Consider the following 17736-nt stretch of genomic DNA (forward strand, 5'->3'; position numbering starts at 1 on the left):
AACAATTTACAATATGAACTTATGAAAACAAAATTTAAAATAAGCAAACTCCTTTTTATAGTATGTATATGTACTGTCTGTCTTGGTTGTAATAAAATCATAGGTCAGCAGAAACATAACATTATCATCATGATGGCAGATGATCTTGGGTATGGAGATGTGGGGTGTTTCGGCAATAAAATAATCGAGACCCCAAACATTGACCAATTAGCTACCGATGGAGTTAAATTTACTCAATTTTATGCAGGACATTCTACCTGTTCGCCAAGTAGAGCAGGTATGATGGCGGGACGCACACCTTATAGAAATGGAGTATATACATATATTCCAGACAACTCTGTAGTACATCTTAAAGATAAGGAGGTAACCCTTGCCGAAATATGCAAAAAGCAGGGATATGATACAGGTTTCTTTGGAAAGTGGGGATTGAATGGAGATATGGAAGACAAAACTCAGACCACTCCTGGTCAGCAAGGCTTTGATTATTGGTTGGCAACGCAAAATAATGCAATACCTTCCCACAAAAATCCTACAAACTTCTATTTCAATGGAAAGGCTATGGATGAGATGGAAGGGTATAGTTCACAAATAGTAGTTGATAACGCAATGCGGTGGTTAGATCGCCGTAAAGACAAAAGCAAACCATTCTTTTTGGTATTGTGGTTTCATGAACCGCACCAAAGACTGGCTCAACCTGAGGCTTTTACAAAGAAATATGAAAAATATGGCAAAATAGCAGGTGAGTACTATGCCAACATTAATCATATGGATTTTCAGATAGGTAGAATGATGAATTATTTAAATGATAATAAACTTACGGATAATTCATGGATAACTTTTACCTCTGACAATGGCCCGCTAAATTTACCAGGACGTTCTACTAATGGATTGCGGGGGCGTAAAGCACAATTCTATGAGGGAGGAATCAAAGAGCCAACAGTGATGTACTGGAAAGGAAAACTAGAAGATGGAAAAGTCATAGATGAGCCGTTGACATTCTTTGATTTTGTCCCTACATTCTATGATATATTTGGAATGAAACCAATGAATAATGAACCACTAGATGGAGTAAGTATGTTGCCCGCCTTTGAAGGGAAAACAATCGAACGCAAAACACTTCCCATCTGGGTGGAAAGATGGAATACAACAATAAGAAAGGGAGACTGGAAGATAATTGGAAAATTTGAAGACTATATACCAGGTACCTCATTTAGTAATTATCTCGCCAAAAGAAAATTAGCAACATATCAATTGTTTAATCTCAAAAATGATCCTTATGAGAGCACTGATTTGTCTAAGGAAAATACTGATAAACTAAAAGAGATGATTTTGCTCTTAGAAGAGAGGGTCAAAAGTGTACAAAAAGAGACTGTTGCCTGGAATGGACAATGGGTGTTGCCATACGAGGTTGTTAAGATGTACAGTCCAAATGTTCCACCTAAAGAGGAATTTTCTAAGCTGAGTCCCAAAGAGCAAGATTTAATGAAAAGCAAACAGTGATTCAAATCTATCGGCTTTTAAAATTACTTAATTAAATTAAAGTTGTAATTGTAAACTAATAAAATGTAAAAATATGAAAACATGTAGTTTAATTCTTTTTGTGATGATGTTTACCATTGGTCTTGGGCAAAATAGACCGATAGAACAGAGCAAACCTAACATCATTATTATGATGGCAGATGATTTAGGGTATGGAGATGTGGGGTGTTTCGGCAATAAAATAATTGAGACTCCAAACATTGACCAATTAGCTAGCGATGGTGTTAAATTCACACAGTTTTATGCTGGGCATCCCTCATGTTCACCCAGTAGAGCAGGTATGATGGCAGGTCGTACTCCTTTTCGTAATAGTGTTTATACATTTATTCCCGATAACTCCTGTGTTCACTTGAGGAATGAGCAGGTAACGCTGGCTGAAATATGCAAAAAACAAGATTATGAAACTGCTTTATTTGGTAAATGGGGTCTAATAGGTGATATGGAGGATAAGTCGCAACCTTCTCCTCACGATCAAGGCTTTGATTATTGGTTGGCAACACACAACAATGCACAACCATCCCATAAAAATCCGACAAATTTTTATAGAAATGGTATAGCAGAAGGCGAGATAAAAGGATACAGTTCACAGATTGTTGTTGATAATGCCATGGAATGGTTAAATAGTAGAAAGGATAAATCAAAACCTTTTTTATTAGTATTATGGTTTCATGAACCGCACCAAAAGCTGGCTCAACCTGAATCTTTTACAAAAAAATATGAAAAATATGGAAAAATAGCAGGTGAGTACTATGCCAACATTAACCATATGGATTTTCAGATAGGTAGAATGATGAATTATTTAAATGATAATAAACTTACAGATAAATCATGGATAACCTTTACCTCTGACAATGGTCCAAAAGATTTAGATGGGCGTTCTACTAATGGACTAAGAGGACGAAAAGGTCAGCTCTATGAAGGAGGCTACAAGATTCCTGCTGTTATGTATTGGAAAGGAAAACTTGAAGGAGGTAAAACCATAAATGAACCATTAGTCTTTTTTGATTTTGCACCTACTTTCTACGATCTTTTTGGGATGAAGCCTATGAGCCAAGACCCACTTGATGGTGTAAGTATGCTTACTGCATTTGAGGGAAAAAAGTTGAATCGTGACGAACCACCTGTTTGGATGGATGTAAAACACATGACTATTCGTCATGGAGACTGGAAAGTGTATGCCTATTTTGAAGATTTTACGCCCGGAACATCATTTCAAGATTATTTAAAGACTCGTAAAATAGCAAAATATGAACTTTATAATCTTATTGATGACCCTAATGAAACAAAAAATTTGGTAGATGAAAACAAACAAGCCTTTGAAATGATGAAGCAACTTGTTAATAAACGGAGGATGGATGTTCAAGAAGACATGATACCATGGAAAGGAAAAAAGGTATTGCCTTATGAAGTCATGACATGGTTTAATGAAAACCTTCCACCCGCCAAAGTCTTTAATAAATTGCCAGCGGATAAACAGGACTTATTAGAAGATGCTAAACAGGAATAAAAGCTCCATAATACTATTTCTTTATTCAATGCGCAGATTACTAAATAATCTAAAAAAATGAAAAAAATAATAGCAATGTGCGTTTTGACTTTATCTTTAAGTGTTCTAATGGCGCAACAACCCAATGTCATTGTAATACTGACTGATGACCAGGGTAGTACTGATGTCAACTGTTATGGCGCAAAGGATTTGGTAACACCCAATATGGATAGTCTTATTACAAGTGGTGTTAAATTTACTCAATTCTATGCTGCTCCAGTTTGTTCTCCAACACGTGCGTCTTTGCTAACAGGAAAAACACCGCAACACGTTAAAATAACGGAGGTTGTTAATAGTGAAAAACCGAATGATGGCTTATCGAATGAAGAATATACCATGGCAGAGATGTTCAAAGATGCCGGATATGCAACTGCACATATTGGCAAGTGGCATCTTGGGTCTTCTGAAGATAAGCAACCTAACGCACAGGGCTTTGATTACTCATTTGGGCATCTTGGTGGGTGTGTTGATAATTTCTCTCACGCTTCCTACTGGCAAGATGGAGCCAATTATCATGATCTCTATTTGAATGGTGGCGAAATATATCGTGATGGTGAATTTTTTCCCGATATGATGTTGGAAGAAGCAAAAGACTTTATAGTGCAAAATAAAAACCATCCTTTTTTTATGTACTACGCACTCAATGTACCGCACTATCCATATCAGGGAAGTAAAGAGTGGTTAGATTATTACAACGAAAAAGGCGTGGATTATCCACGAAACCTATATGCCGCTTTTCTGTCCACAATGGATGATAACATAGGCAATTTAATCGCTAAACTTGAATCTCTTGGATTAAAAGAAAATACTATAATCGTATTTCAAAGCGATAACGGGTATGCCAATACTCAAAGAGCGCACGGTGGCGGAGGGAGTTCGGGACCATACCGAGGACACAAAGGAAGCCTTTTTGAAGGTGGTATCAGAGTGCCGGCTGCCATATCATGGACTAAAAACATCCAGCCAAATCAAACACGCCATCAAATGGCAGTAACAGCCGACTGGATGCCAACACTTGCCGATTTATGTGGAATTGAATTGAATAAAGATGATTTAGACGGAAAGAGCTTGGTCCCTATTTTAAAAAATGAAAATATTAAATCGCTTCATGATGAGTACACTTGGCAATACCAAAAACAAAAAGCTGTTCGTAAAGGCGATTGGAAGTTATTGATTAACCCAGTTATAAAAGACCCTTATTATAAAAATACTATTAAACAAAAATCGCCTTATTTTTTAGTCAACCTTAAAGATGATATTGGGGAAACGACAAACCTTGCCGAAAAATATCCTAAAAAGGTTAAGGAACTAGAGACCATATTTAACAAGCAGAACATTAGAAACCATAAAAGAAAATGAAAAACAGTTTGTTAACATATATTATGCTTTTTATTTCAGCTATAACGTTTGGGGCTGATTATGATAGTATTGGCGATAGTACTATTGTAAGAAAAAGAAGTGATCTTACACAGAAACTTTACGATACATTGCTTTCAATTAAAGGAAATGGCATATTCTTTGGAATGCAGCATGCCACTGGCTATGGTGTTGGATGGCAGAATAATAACGATAGTTGCGACATTGAGAAAGTGACAGGAGACTATCCGGCTTTTGCAGGATGGGGGGCCAGCGTTACAGATTGTAATATAGCGCAGGGAGAAGGATTTGAAGATGCTCGTTATAAAATTAAACTATTTCACGATATGGGAGGGTTTAATACAATGGAGTGGCACGCTGATAATCCATTTGGCGGCAATTGCTATTGGGAGAGACGTCATGATAAGACAAAAGATGTGGTTGCATCCATTTTGCCTGGTGGTGAAAAGCATCAAGAATTTTTAACTCAATTAGACAATATAGCCTCTTTTTTCAATTCACTCATAGATGACGATGGTAAAAAAATACCAATCATTTTCAGGCCATGGCACGAACATACAGGTGCTTGGTTTTGGTGGGGCAAGGGAAACTGTTCTAAAGAGGATTATATCTCATTATGGCAATTTACAGTAAATTATTTGTCTGATGAAAAAGGGGTAGATAACCTCTTGTACGCCTATTCTCCTGCTAAAAATGATAGTAGGGAGGAATATCTTTATGGATACCCTGGCGATGAATATATAGATGTTTTAGGACAGGACAATTATTATGATTTGCGTCAGGATGCGACAAACATGCCAAGATTTGTGAAAATGTTAGAAACCTTAGTGTCGATAGCCAATGAAAAAAACAAACCTGCTGCATTGACGGAAACGGGAGCGTTTACCATAGATGCTAAGGCCACAATGCCTGAGGATAATTGGTTTACCGAGAAGTTGTTAAAGCTTATCATGTACAATGATAAAACACGTCAAATTAGCTATGCAATGGTTTGGCGTAACGGAAGTACGAGCCATTTTCATGTTCCATATCCAGGCCATCCAGCAGTTCCAGATTTTATAGATTTTTATAACCATCCATACACAATATTTATGTCCGATATGGAAAAATACAGAACTAAGAATGAATAATCTAGGTACTAAAGAATAATACCAAATTATACTTATAAAATTTAAATATACCGTTATGAAAACAAACCTTTTACTTTTAACATTAATTGTGTTAATGACATCTTGTAAAAAGAAAACCTCTCAGGAACAAGAGACGAAAAAACAACTTTACAACGTCCTCCTCATTTCTGTAGATGACTTAAACGATTGGACAGGATTTGCAGGAGGACATCCACAAACCCTAACCCCAAATATGGATAAGCTAGCCCAACAGGGAGTCGTTTTCGATAAAACCTATGCCCCATCTTCATTATGTGGCCCTTCGAGGGCTGCATTATTGACTGGATATCGTCCGTCAACAACTGGCGTTTATGGAAACGCAATGGAATTACGCGATTCACCTATTTTAAAAAACGCACCTACTTTACCACAATGGTTTTCAAAACACGGGTATTTTTCAACGGCTCGTGGAAAAATATTTCATATGGCAAATGGTCCACAGGCTGATACGATTTCATGGGATAAGTGGGTAAAAGAAGTGGGAAATTATGGCAATGTAAAAAAAGAACCTGGTTTTATGGCTAATGGAATTCCTGAAGGTGAGGCTGATAATAATTTTGATTGGGGACCAACCGACGCGGTGTTTGAAGAGACTCCCGACTACTTAAACGCTAAATGGGCGGCAGATCAACTTCAAAAAGACTATGATAAACCATTCTTTTTGGCATGTGGCATTTATAAACCTCATCTAGAATGGAACGTTCCGCAAGAGTTTTTCGATAAATTTAAGGAAGAGGAAATGATTATTCCCGAAATAAATGAAAACGACTACGATGATATACCAAGCTCAGCTGCGGGACCGTCAAAAGATTATTATACCGCCAAAAGATATAATAAACAACAGGCAGCTGTACAGGCATATTTGGCGAACATAAACTACGCCGATGCTTGTGTAGGAGTTATACTTGATGCACTGGCAAAGAGCAAGTATGCTGATAATACTATTGTGGTATTATTAGGTGATCATGGATGGCATTTAGGAGATAAGATGCGCTATAAAAAATACACATTGTGGGAGACAGCCTGTAAAACGCCATTGGTTATTAAAGTGCCTGGTCTTACACAATCTGGCTCACGTTGCCCGAGTCCTGTTAATTTATTAGACTTATATCCAACACTTTCAGAATTGTGTGGGCTTCCAATTAATACTAAAAATGAAGGAAATAGTATGGTTCCACTTTTGAAAGATGTGAATACTGAATGGGACATTCCGTCATTGACTACTATGGGTTTTAACCGTCATTCTGTCCGCAGTAAAAAATGGCGTTACATACGTTATGGGGATGGGCAAGAGGAACTGTACGACCACGATGGCGATCCTATGGAATTTACAAACCTAGCAAATGGACCAAAATACCAGAGTGTTAAAGAAGAGTTGGCAAAATACATGCCTGAAGTAAACGCTGCCCCTCTCGAAAAGGTATATGAAACTATACGTTACGAATAAACAAGAAGCACAAACCAAAATAATAATAACATAACTTAAAATGGACAAAAAATTAGATCAACGATCTGCCGATAATATAAGGGCTCTAGCAGTAGCCATGGTAGAAAAGGCGAACTCAGGTCACCCAGGAGGTCCTATGGGAGGTGCGGATTTTATGCAGATTTTATATTCTGAATTTTTAAATTATGATCCATCGGATATGACTTGGCCATTTAGAGATCGCTTCTTTATGGATGCAGGTCACTTATCTACTTTAATGTATGCACAATATTATCTGTTGGGAAGCTATGCTAAAGATGATTTAAAGAACTTTAGACAATGGGGTTCCATTACACCTGGTCACCCAGAAGTTGATGTTAAAAGAGGGATAGAAAATACATCAGGGCCATTAGGGCAAGGGCATACCATGGGTGTTGGAGCAGCCATTGCAGCAAAGTTTTTGCAAGCACGTTTTGGAGATTGGATGAATCATAAAGTATATGGTTTCATTTCAGATGGAGGTGTTCAAGAGGAAATTTCACAAGGCGCAGGTAGGATTGCTGGGCATTTAGGGTTGAATAACTTTATTATGTTTTATGATTCCAATGATATCCAGTTGTCAACATCTACAGATGAAGTAACTAGTGAAGATACCGCCATGAAGTATGAAGCTTGGGGATGGAAAGTAGTGACTATTGATGCACATAGCCACGATGAAATCAGAAAAGCCTTAACCAATGCTAATAATGAAACCGAAAAACCAACTTTAATTATTGGGAAAACTATTATTGGTAAAGGTTGTGTTGCAGCAGATGGATCTATGTTCGAAGGACACTGCGAATTACATGGTCAGCCTATTGGACACACTGGTGCAGATTACACAAAGACACTTTTAAATTTAGGAGCGAACCCAGAAAAACCATTTGATGTTTTTGATGATGTAAGCACTTTTTACAAAGATATTATAAAAACAAAAATAGCTAAGGCTACCAAAAAGAAAGCAGAGATTAAATCTTGGAGTGAAGCTAATAAAGAACTTTCAAATAAATTAGATTTCTTTTTATCAGGAAAATTACCAGAATTAGATTTTGAATCTATTCATCATAAACCAGGATTAGCATCTAGAGCATCATCATCTGGTGTTTTAGGATATTTAGCAGAACATGTAGAAAACATGATTGTCTCTTCTGCAGACTTATCAAATAGTGATAAAACCGATGGATTTTTAAAGAAAACATACGCCCTTAAAAAAGGAGATTTTAGTGGTTCGTTTTTACAAGCAGGTGTTGCCGAATTAACCATGGCGTGTATTGCCAACGGATTAGCTTTACATGGTGGTGTGATTCCAGTTGTGGCTACGTTTTTTGTGTTTTCAGATTATATGAAACCAGCCATTCGTTTAAGTGCTATTCAAGAATTACCAGTAAAATATGTTTGGACACATGATGCTTTTAGAGTAGGCGAGGATGGACCAACACACCAGCCCATAGAGCAAGAGGCACAAATTAGATTGATGGAGAAACTTAAAAACCACAGTGGAGAAAACAGTTTTTTAGCCTTACGACCAGCAGATTCAGCAGAAACAAGTGTAGCTTGGAAAATGGCTTTAGAAAACAAAAACACACCAACAGGTTTAATTCTTTCAAGACAAGGCATTAAAGATTTACCGTCAAATAGAGGGTCAAGATACCAAGATGCTTTAGCAGCTGAAAAAGGAGGCTATTTAGTAAAAGAAGTAGAAAACCCAGACCTAGTATTAATCGCAAATGGATCAGAAGTAGCCACTTTAGTAGCTGCAGCTGAAATATTAGAATCTGAAAACGAATTGAAAGTAAATATAGCTTCAATAATTTCTGAAGGTTTATTTAAACTTCAACCTAAAGACTATCAAAATGCGGTGATTCCTAAAAACAAACCATTATTTGGTCTGACAGCTGGATTACCAGTTAACCTAGAAGGACTTGTAGGCGAAAAAGGAAAAGTTTTTGGACTTGACCATTTCGGGTATTCAGCACCAGCTAATGTATTAGATGATAAGTTTGGATTTACAGGCGAAAAAGTAAGTAAAGAAATATTAGAATATTTAAAAACAATTTAAAACATAAATTATGAAATTTTTTATTGATACAGCAAACCTAAGTGATATTGCAGAAGCACAGGCATTAGGTGTTTTAGACGGCGTAACAACTAATCCATCATTAATGGCGAAAGAGGGCATTATTGGAGAAGCTAACGTTTTAGCACATTACAAAAAAATATGCGATATAGTAGATGGGGATGTAAGTGCTGAAGTGATTTCTACCAATTTTGAAAACATGGTTAAAGAAGGCGAGGAATTAGCTGCTTTACACCCACAAATCGTTGTGAAATTGCCAATTATTGCCGATGGTATTAAAGCATGTAAGTATTTTTCAGATAAAGGTATTAGAACCAATGTAACTTTGGTTTTTTCTGCTGGACAAGCATTATTGGCAGCTAAAGCAGGGGCAACTTATGTGTCGCCTTTCTTAGGAAGATTGGATGATATTTCTACTGATGGATTACATCTTATTGCAGAAATCCGTCAAATTTATGATAACTACGGTTTTGAAACTCAAATTTTATCAGCTTCTGTACGTACTACCATGCATGTTATTAATTGTGCTAAAATAGGTAGCGATGTGATGACTGGACCATTATCTTCCATAAAAGGATTACTCAAACATCCTTTAACTGATAGTGGTTTAGCTAAATTTTTAGAAGATTATAAAAACGCTAAATAATTATTATAATGAAAACCTTTCTTATAATAATTTCAGCATTATTGGTAACAAATGTTTTGTTACTTACTTTTAGTTGTAACGCTAATTCAAAAGGTACTGAATTAGATCCTAATTCTCCAAAAGAAAGGAAAGGTGATTTTATTATAATAATATTAGTATTAGTGGCATTTAATGTTTTGTTACATGCTTTTAGTAAAGAACCAGTTAAAGAAGACAATGGGGTAGTTTCCAGTTATGCAAAACATAGCATTTCCAAAAGCGAATAAGATTAAACTGTCGCATTATAATGAAGTGAAAGAGTAAAACCAAAAATAATTAAAACACTTAAAAATGAAAAAGTTTACAAACTTTTTAATCCTTATAAGTACCACGTTTATTCCTGCCCAAGAAGTAGGGTTACAACTTTACAGTTTGCGCAATCAGTTTAAAAAAGATGTTCCCGGAACACTCAAATTGATTCATGACTGGGGAATTAAATATATAGAAGGAGGTGATACTTATGGACTTTCTATGGAAGCGTATAAAGAATTGCTTAAAAAAAACGAATTGGAAATGGTTGGCGTAGGTACTTCCTATGAGGAGCTGCGGGACAATCCTGAAAAAGTTATCCAAACCGCAAAGTATTTTGGAGCGAAATATGTGACGGTGGCTTGGATACCACATGACGGCAATAATTTTGGTTTTGACGATATTAAAAAGGCCACAAATATTTTTAACAACTCAGGCAAACTTTTAAAAAAGGAAGGATTGAGTTTGACGTACCATCCTCACGGTTATGAATTCAGGCCTTACAAGGACAGAACCCTTTTTGACTATATGGCAAAAAAAGCCAAGTATTTTACCTTTGAAATGGATGTTTTCTGGGTAAAACAGGGAGGTGCCGATCCTTTGGAGCTACTAAAAAAGTATCCAAAAAAATTCTCGTTATTGCATCTTAAAGATCGAAAGATTGGCACAAAATCAAGTAACACTGGTCAAGTTGACGATGAAACCAATGTAGTTTTGGGTTCAGGGGATGTTGGCATCAAAGACCTAGTGATGGAAGCAAAAAAAATAGGTATTAAATATATGTTTATTGAAGATGAAAGTCTAGGTGTTGTAAAGCAAATACCTGAAAGTTTGGATTATTTAAAAAGTTTAAATTAAAAAATTAATGTCCAAAATAAAAGCTATAATATTTGATTTTGATGGAACTTTAGTTGATTCTGAGCATTTCCATTTTAATTGCTGGAATGAAGTGTTAAAGGCTCATAATCTAGAATTAAGTTATAATTATTATACAGAGCATTGCGCCGGAACTCCAACACCTCTGACGGCTAAAGCGCTTGTGGAAACATATAAATTAAATATAACATCTAAAGAATTATCAGACCTTAAAGAAGAAATTACAGAAAAAAGATTAAGAAAAGAGGATATTAAATTTATGCCAAATGCCCTCAATACTTTGGAATATTTTTACAAATTAGAAATACCAATGTTTTTGGTTACTGGAAGCGTTAGAAGTGATGTAGACTTTATTTTAGAAAAAACAGATATAAAAAAGTATTTTAAATTTTCTATAACTAGAAGTGAAGTCAAAAAAAGTAAACCACATCCTGAATCCTATTTAAAAGCAATTGAAAAATCTAATTTTAATTCAAAAGATTTTTTAGTTTTTGAGGATACGAAGAACGGTGTTGAGTCGGCAAAATTGTCAGGCTTAACATGTTTTGCTATTCAAGAAATGAAGGAAATGCATAAAAAATTAACGCTTGCAGATAAAATATTTGAAAATTTCGATAAAGCAATTCTTTATTTGGAAAGGGAAGGTTTGCTATAGTTTGTTTTAATTAAAAATAAATATAACGATTTTGTTTAAAAGAGAAACATTAGTAAAACAAATACAAGAAAATTCTGAATGGGATGTCATCGTTATTGGTGGTGGTGCTACAGGTTTAGGAGTTGCTTTAGACGCTACCACAAGAGGCTATAAAACACTCTTGTTAGAGCAAGTTGATTTTGCAAAAGGAACCTCAAGTAAAAGCACAAAACTGCTTCACGGTGGCGTTCGATATTTAGCTCAAGGAAATATAGATTTAGTGAAAGAAGCCTTGTATGAAAGAGGGTTATTATTAAAAAATGCTTCACATTTAGTTAGCAATCAATCCTTTATTATTCCTAATTACAGTTGGTGGGACAACCTTTTTTATGCTGTTGGACTTAAAGTGTATGATATATTAGCCGGAAAATTAAGTTTTGGTAAATCTACTCGCATCAATAAAAAAGAAACTACTTCAAGATTAAAAACCATTAAAAATGAACATCTTAAAGGAGGAACAGTATATCATGATGGACAATTTGACGACTCAAGATTAGCTATAAACATTGCCCAAACTTGTATTGAATATGGCGCCGTTATTTTAAATCATTTTAAAGTAAAACAATTATTGAAAAATAATAATGGTGTTGTAAATGGAGTTGTTGCAAATGATAGTGAAACCAACATGTCCTATAATTTAAAGGCTAAAGTTATTATTAATGCCACAGGTATTTTTACCGACGAGATTTTGCAAATGGATAATGTTGGAGCAAAAAATATAGTTAGACCTAGCCAAGGTATTCATTTGGTTTTAGACAAATCCTTTTTACCTGGAAATGATGCTATTATGATTCCTAAAACTGATGATGGCAGAGTTTTATTTTTAGTGCCTTGGCATAATAGAGTAATTGTTGGTACTACCGATACATTGCTAAATAGTTATAGTTTAGAACCTAGAGCATTAAATGAGGAAGTAAATTTTATCATTTCAACAGCAAATAAATATCTTAACAAAAAGGTATGCAAAGCTGATGTTTTAAGCATATATGCTGGGTTAAGACCTTTGGCAGCAACAAAAGATAATTCAGAAAAAACAAAGGAAATTTCCAGAAGCCATAAAATCATTGTTTCAAATTCTGAATTAATTACCATTACTGGAGGAAAATGGACAACATTTAGACGTATGGCTGAGGATACTATTAATAAGGCTATTTCAATAGGGAAATTGCCTAATGTTTCTTGTAAAACTAAAATCCTTCAAATACATGGTTCTAAAGAATCACTTCATAATGCACATCATTTAAATATTTATGGAAGTGATCAAGATAGTATTCAAAAATTAATTATAGAAACACCTGAATTGGGAGAAAAATTGCATTCCCGATTACCATATAGAAAAGCTGAAATTATTTGGGCCATTAGAAATGAAATGGCAAGAACAGTTGATGATATTTTAGCAAGACGCGTTCGTGCATTGTTTTTAGATGCAAAAGCTGCTATAGAAATTGCACCACTTGTAACATCAATATTAGCAAAAGAATTAGGTAAAGATAAATTATGGCAACAACAGCAAATTAAAGAGTTTACCACAATAGCAAACCATTATGTTTTATAAATTGAATTATTTAAAACTCATTATATAATATGGGAAAATATATTCTTGCCCTAGACCAAGGAACTACCAGTTCCCGGGCTATTATTTTTGACAAAAAAGGAAGCATTGTTTCAGTTGCTCAAAAGGAGTTTACACAGTATTTTCCAAAACCAGGATGGGTTGAACATGATCCTAATGAAATTTGGTCAACTCAAAACGGAGTAGCAGCTGAAGCCATTGCGATAAAAGGGTTAAATGCTGAAAATATTGCAGCTATTGGTATTACAAATCAGCGTGAAACGGTAGTTGTTTGGGACAAAAAAACAGGACAGCCAGTTTATAATGCCATTGTTTGGCAAGATAAAAGAACTGCTGATTATTGTGATGCACTTAAAAAACAAGGAAAAAGCGAAACGATAAGAGAGAAAACAGGATTGGTTATTGATTCTTATTTTTCGGGAACTAAAGTAAAATGGATTTTAGATCATGTTGAAGGTGCAAGAAAAAAAGCCGAAGTAGGCGAGCTCATTATGGGCACCATAGATACTTGGTTAATTTGGAATTTTACCAAAGGCGAGCAACATGTAACAGATGTTTCTAATGCTTCAAGAACATTGCTATATAATTTGAATACAATGGATTGGGATGATGAATTGCTTGAACTTTTTACAATACCAAAAAGTATGTTGCCGCAAGTAAAACAATCTAGTGAAATATATGGACATACCAAATCAACATTTTATGATGCGAAGATTCCTATTGCTGGAATTGCTGGCGATCAACAGGCGGCATTATTCGGACAAATGTGTACCAAACCAGGTATGGTAAAAAACACCTATGGAACAGGTTGTTTTATGTTGATGAATATTGGCGAAAAACCTATTGTTTCAAAAAATAATTTACTAACAACGGTTGCATGGAAAATAAATGGGAAAACCCATTATGCTTTAGAAGGTAGTATTTTTATAGCTGGAGCCGTTGTACAATGGTTAAGAGATGGTTTAAAAATTATAAGAACTTCAGATGAGGTTGAAAAACTGGCAAGTTCAGTAGAAAGTTCTGAAGGTGTTTATTTTGTACCTGCTTTTGCAGGATTAGGAGCACCGCATTGGAATCAACATGCGCAAGGCACTATATTTGGATTAACAAGAGGAAGTACAGATGCTCATATAGCTCGTGCAGCTTTAGAGTCAATTGCTTATCAAACTATGGATGTTTTAAAGGCAATGGAAGCAGATTCAGGAATTTCAATCAAAGAATTGCGTGTAGATGGTGGTGCAACTGTAAATAATTTGTTGATGCAATTTCAGGCAGATGTATTAAATACAGTAACAGTTCGCCCTAAAGTTGTAGAAACTACAGCTATGGGTGCTGCATTTCTAGCAGGATTAGCAATTGGTTTTTGGAATAATCTTGATGAAATTCAAGAAATATGGGAAATCAATCAGCATTTTAATCCTACTTTTGAAAGGGAAAAAATTGATAAAGATATTAAAGGTTGGTATAAGGCAATTAACGCTTTAGAATATTGGACAAAAGATAAATAACTTTAAATTAAACCTTTAAAAACAAACCAACTCATAGAAGCAAAAACCGCTAGATACGGTTATACCTTCAAATAAATTAACTTATAAAAAAGTAACTATGGAAGCAAAAAAGAATTATACTTCAAGCCTTATCATTTTAACAACCTTATTTTTCATGTGGGGTTTTTTAACCTGTATGAATGATATTTTGATACCCTATTTAAAAGAAATATTTGTATTGAAATATTGGCAGGCTATGCTTATTCAGTTTTGTTTTTTTGGTGCCTATTTCATTGGTTCTTTAATTTATTATTTGTTGTCCTTAAGAATCGGAGATCCCATAAATAGAATTGGGTATAAAAACGGAATCATTATTGGACTGGTCATTTCTGGTTTAGGGTGTCTGTTGTTTTTCCCTGCAGCTCAGTTTAAAATGTATGGGTTTTTCTTAGGAGCACTTTTTATCTTAGGTTTAGGTTTTACCATGCTGCAAATTGCAGCAAACCCGTATGTAGCAATTTTAGGAAGCCCAGAAACAGCATCTTCACGTTTAAATATGTCTCAAGCGTTTAACTCTTTAGGAACTACTATTGCTCCTATTTTGGGAGGCTATTTAATATATGAATATTTCTTTTCTCATGGTTCATCAGGAGGAGAAGCTGTGAAAATTCCCTATATTATTTTCGGGCTGATTTTCTTTGTTGGAGCTGTTGTTTTTAAATTTATTAAACTTCCAGAGTTTGTAAATGAAGATGAAGTGGTAAAAGGCACAGGCGCATTAAAGTTTAAAAATCTTTCTTATGGAACTTTGGCTATTTTCATGTATGTTGGTGGCGAAGTGGCTATTGGAAGTTTTCTGATAAATTTCATCGGTTTAGAAAACATAATGGGATTAGAAGAAGCGGTTGCAAAAAATTTCCTGGCTTACTATTGGGGAGGAACTATGATTGGTAGATTTTCAGGAGCACTATCATTAAGTGCTATGGAGAAAACAAAAAAGTATGCTTTAATGATAGTTTTATCGGTACTTTCCTTTGCTTTGATTTTCTTTATTACGGGAATGGAATTTCAAACCGTGCTACCTTATATTGCGATAATAGGACTTAATTTTGCGGCATTTGTTATCGGTAAAGGGATTGCAGGCAGAACATTAGGGTTATTTGCTAGCATAAGTATGCTTTTAATCGCATTAGCTATATTTTCATCTGGCAGTCTAGCTATGTGGGCTTTGATAGCAGTTGGGATTTTTAATTCCATCATGTGGTCAAATATTTTCACCATTGCTATTGATGGGTTAGGAAAATATACAAGTCAAGGATCATCTCTATTAATCATGGCTATTTTAGGCGCAGCGTTAATACCGCTAATTCAAGGCGTTTTAGCTGATATTATAGGTTTACAAGCATCATTTATAGTTCCATTGCTTTGCTATATCTATATTATGTTTTATGGATTTTATAGTTCAAAATGGAAATCGAAAAATACGGAAATAACAAAACCTAAAGTGGGGTTTCATTAAATAGTAAAAAAAGGAAATAAGTATAAATGCATTAGCAAAAAAACAATTATAAGACAGTATATGTATCATCATAAAAATATATTTCAAAGAAACTTTATCTTCATTTTTATAGTTTCATTAGCTATTTATAGTTGTAAAAACGAAAAAACTGTAGGTTCTAGTTTTAAAGAATCATCAGTAATAAAAGCACCTAAAAACATGGTTTGGGTGGAGAGCAAAACCTTTTTACAAGGCGCTAAAGAAGGCGATAAATATGCAATGGATAGAGAAATGCCAGCACATGAAGTCACAGTTGATGGTTTTTTTATTGATATAACTGAAGTAACCAACAAACAATTTAAAAAGTTTGTTAATGAAACTAAATATAAAACAGTTGCAGAAAGAGAAATTGATTGGGAAGAAATGAAAAAGGAGCTTCCAGAAAATACACCTAAACCACATGATTCTATATTACAACCAGGTAGTTTGATTTTTAATAAAAAGGTTAACAAGGTTGCTTCAATGGGTGATTATTCACAATGGTGGATTTGGGAAATTGGCGCAAATTGGAAACATCCTGAAGGACCGGAAAGTTCTATTGAGGGTAAAGATAATTATCCTGTAGTTCATATTGCATTTGAAGATGCATTGGCATATTGTAAATGGGCAAACCATCGATTACCAACAGAAGCAGAATGGGAATCTGCCGCTCAAGGTACTTCGGTTGATAATATTTATACTTGGGGTAATAATCCTCAAGCTTTAAATGAAAGAGCAAATACATGGCAAGGAGTTTTTCCTATTAAAAACGAATCGAAAGATGGCTTTGAGCTTATAGCGCCTGTAGAATCATATCCACCAAACTCAATTGGTGTTTATGATATGTTAGGTAATGTTTGGGAGTTAACAAGCGATTGGTTTAATGTAAATTATTATAAGGAGCTGAATGCAACTAAAAAGCTTTTAAACCCTAAAGGAGCAGATAAAGCTTATAGTCCAAGCAATCCATACCAACAAGAACATGTTATAAAAGGAGGTTCATTTTTGTGCAATGCATCGTATTGTGCGAGTTTTAGGATTTCTGCAAAAATGGGAATGAGTCCAGATTCTGGTTCAGACCATACAGGGTTTAGAACGGTTGTAACCCCAGATATGCTTAAAGCTAAATAGGTCTGAAAGCCTCTCAGCGCATTTCCCTACACTTCGTTGCTTTACATTTCAGGAAAAGAATTTCATTAAAAAAGATTTAGACACAATCCCTAAGTTCTAGATGTCCGCTAAACTTCATCCTGCCTAGTCCCGAAACTATGGTAGCAGGAATGCTACATTACCAATATAAAATTTTGAAATAGCATCCGCTTAATAGGAGAGATATCTATATCAATATTGGTACAAAGATAAACTCGCAAAATATTCTCATCAAAAGACTACGGCATAAAGCCAACGCTTCACCAACATCTCATTTATTCCGTTTCCTTTTGAGCAGAAATTATTGTCTTCC

Annotated in this window: 14 protein-coding genes; all 14 read left to right on the top strand. The window is 35.0% G+C overall.

Features of this window, described 5'->3' with window-relative positions:
- Positions 1-21 precede the first annotated feature (21 nt).
- The 14 genes from ACU1LP_RS00840 (at position 22) to ACU1LP_RS00905 (ending at position 17405) form a co-directional block, all read left to right on the top strand.
- The gene (locus ACU1LP_RS00840; protein ID WP_445735283.1) at positions 22-1500 is read left to right on the top strand and encodes a sulfatase family protein; all 1479 of its coding nucleotides are present in this window, start codon (positions 22-24) and stop codon (positions 1498-1500) included.
- A gap of 73 nt (positions 1501-1573) precedes the next feature.
- Positions 1574-3046 carry a sulfatase family protein gene (locus tag ACU1LP_RS00845; protein ID WP_445735284.1) on the top strand — a complete coding sequence of 491 codons (1473 nt, stop codon included), beginning with the start codon at positions 1574-1576 and terminating at the stop codon, positions 3044-3046.
- A gap of 57 nt (positions 3047-3103) precedes the next feature.
- On the top strand, positions 3104-4444 hold the full coding sequence (locus tag ACU1LP_RS00850; RefSeq protein ID WP_445735285.1) for a sulfatase-like hydrolase/transferase: 1341 nt from the start codon (positions 3104-3106) through the stop codon (positions 4442-4444).
- Positions 4441-5592, top strand: coding sequence for a glycoside hydrolase family 26 protein (locus ACU1LP_RS00855; protein WP_445735286.1), 1152 nt, complete (start codon positions 4441-4443; stop codon positions 5590-5592). The genes ACU1LP_RS00850 and ACU1LP_RS00855 overlap by 4 nt, the downstream gene beginning before the upstream one ends.
- 55 nt (positions 5593-5647) lie before the next feature.
- Positions 5648-7078 carry a sulfatase gene (locus ACU1LP_RS00860; protein WP_445735287.1) on the top strand — a complete coding sequence of 477 codons (1431 nt, stop codon included), beginning with the start codon at positions 5648-5650 and terminating at the stop codon, positions 7076-7078.
- 40 nt (positions 7079-7118) lie between these two features.
- Positions 7119-9155, top strand: coding sequence for a transketolase family protein (locus ACU1LP_RS00865; RefSeq protein ID WP_445735288.1), 2037 nt, complete (start codon positions 7119-7121; stop codon positions 9153-9155).
- Positions 9156-9165: 10 nt separating this feature from the next.
- Entirely contained in the window at positions 9166-9819 is a 654-nt protein-coding gene (gene fsa / locus ACU1LP_RS00870; protein ID WP_445735289.1) for a fructose-6-phosphate aldolase, read from the top strand.
- 8 nt (positions 9820-9827) lie between these two features.
- Positions 9828-10085, top strand: coding sequence for a hypothetical protein (locus ACU1LP_RS00875; protein ID WP_445735290.1), 258 nt, complete (start codon positions 9828-9830; stop codon positions 10083-10085).
- A gap of 64 nt (positions 10086-10149) precedes the next feature.
- Positions 10150-10965, top strand: coding sequence for a sugar phosphate isomerase/epimerase family protein (locus tag ACU1LP_RS00880; RefSeq protein ID WP_445735291.1), 816 nt, complete (start codon positions 10150-10152; stop codon positions 10963-10965).
- 7 nt (positions 10966-10972) lie between these two features.
- Positions 10973-11638, top strand: a complete 666-nt coding sequence (locus ACU1LP_RS00885) for an HAD family hydrolase (protein ID WP_445735292.1) — start codon at positions 10973-10975, stop codon at positions 11636-11638.
- 22 nt (positions 11639-11660) lie between these two features.
- On the top strand, positions 11661-13232 hold the full coding sequence (locus tag ACU1LP_RS00890) for an FAD-dependent oxidoreductase (RefSeq protein ID WP_445735323.1): 1572 nt from the start codon (positions 11661-11663) through the stop codon (positions 13230-13232).
- Positions 13233-13261: 29 nt separating this feature from the next.
- On the top strand, positions 13262-14758 hold the full coding sequence (gene glpK / locus ACU1LP_RS00895) for a glycerol kinase GlpK (RefSeq protein ID WP_445735293.1): 1497 nt from the start codon (positions 13262-13264) through the stop codon (positions 14756-14758).
- Between the two features lie 97 nt (positions 14759-14855).
- Positions 14856-16256, top strand: coding sequence for a sugar MFS transporter (locus ACU1LP_RS00900; protein ID WP_445735294.1), 1401 nt, complete (start codon positions 14856-14858; stop codon positions 16254-16256).
- 60 nt (positions 16257-16316) lie between these two features.
- On the top strand, positions 16317-17405 hold the full coding sequence (locus tag ACU1LP_RS00905) for a formylglycine-generating enzyme family protein (protein WP_445733611.1): 1089 nt from the start codon (positions 16317-16319) through the stop codon (positions 17403-17405).
- The last annotated feature ends 331 nt before the right edge of the window (positions 17406-17736 follow it).

The sequence above is a fragment of the Mariniflexile sp. genome (assembly GCF_052728615.1).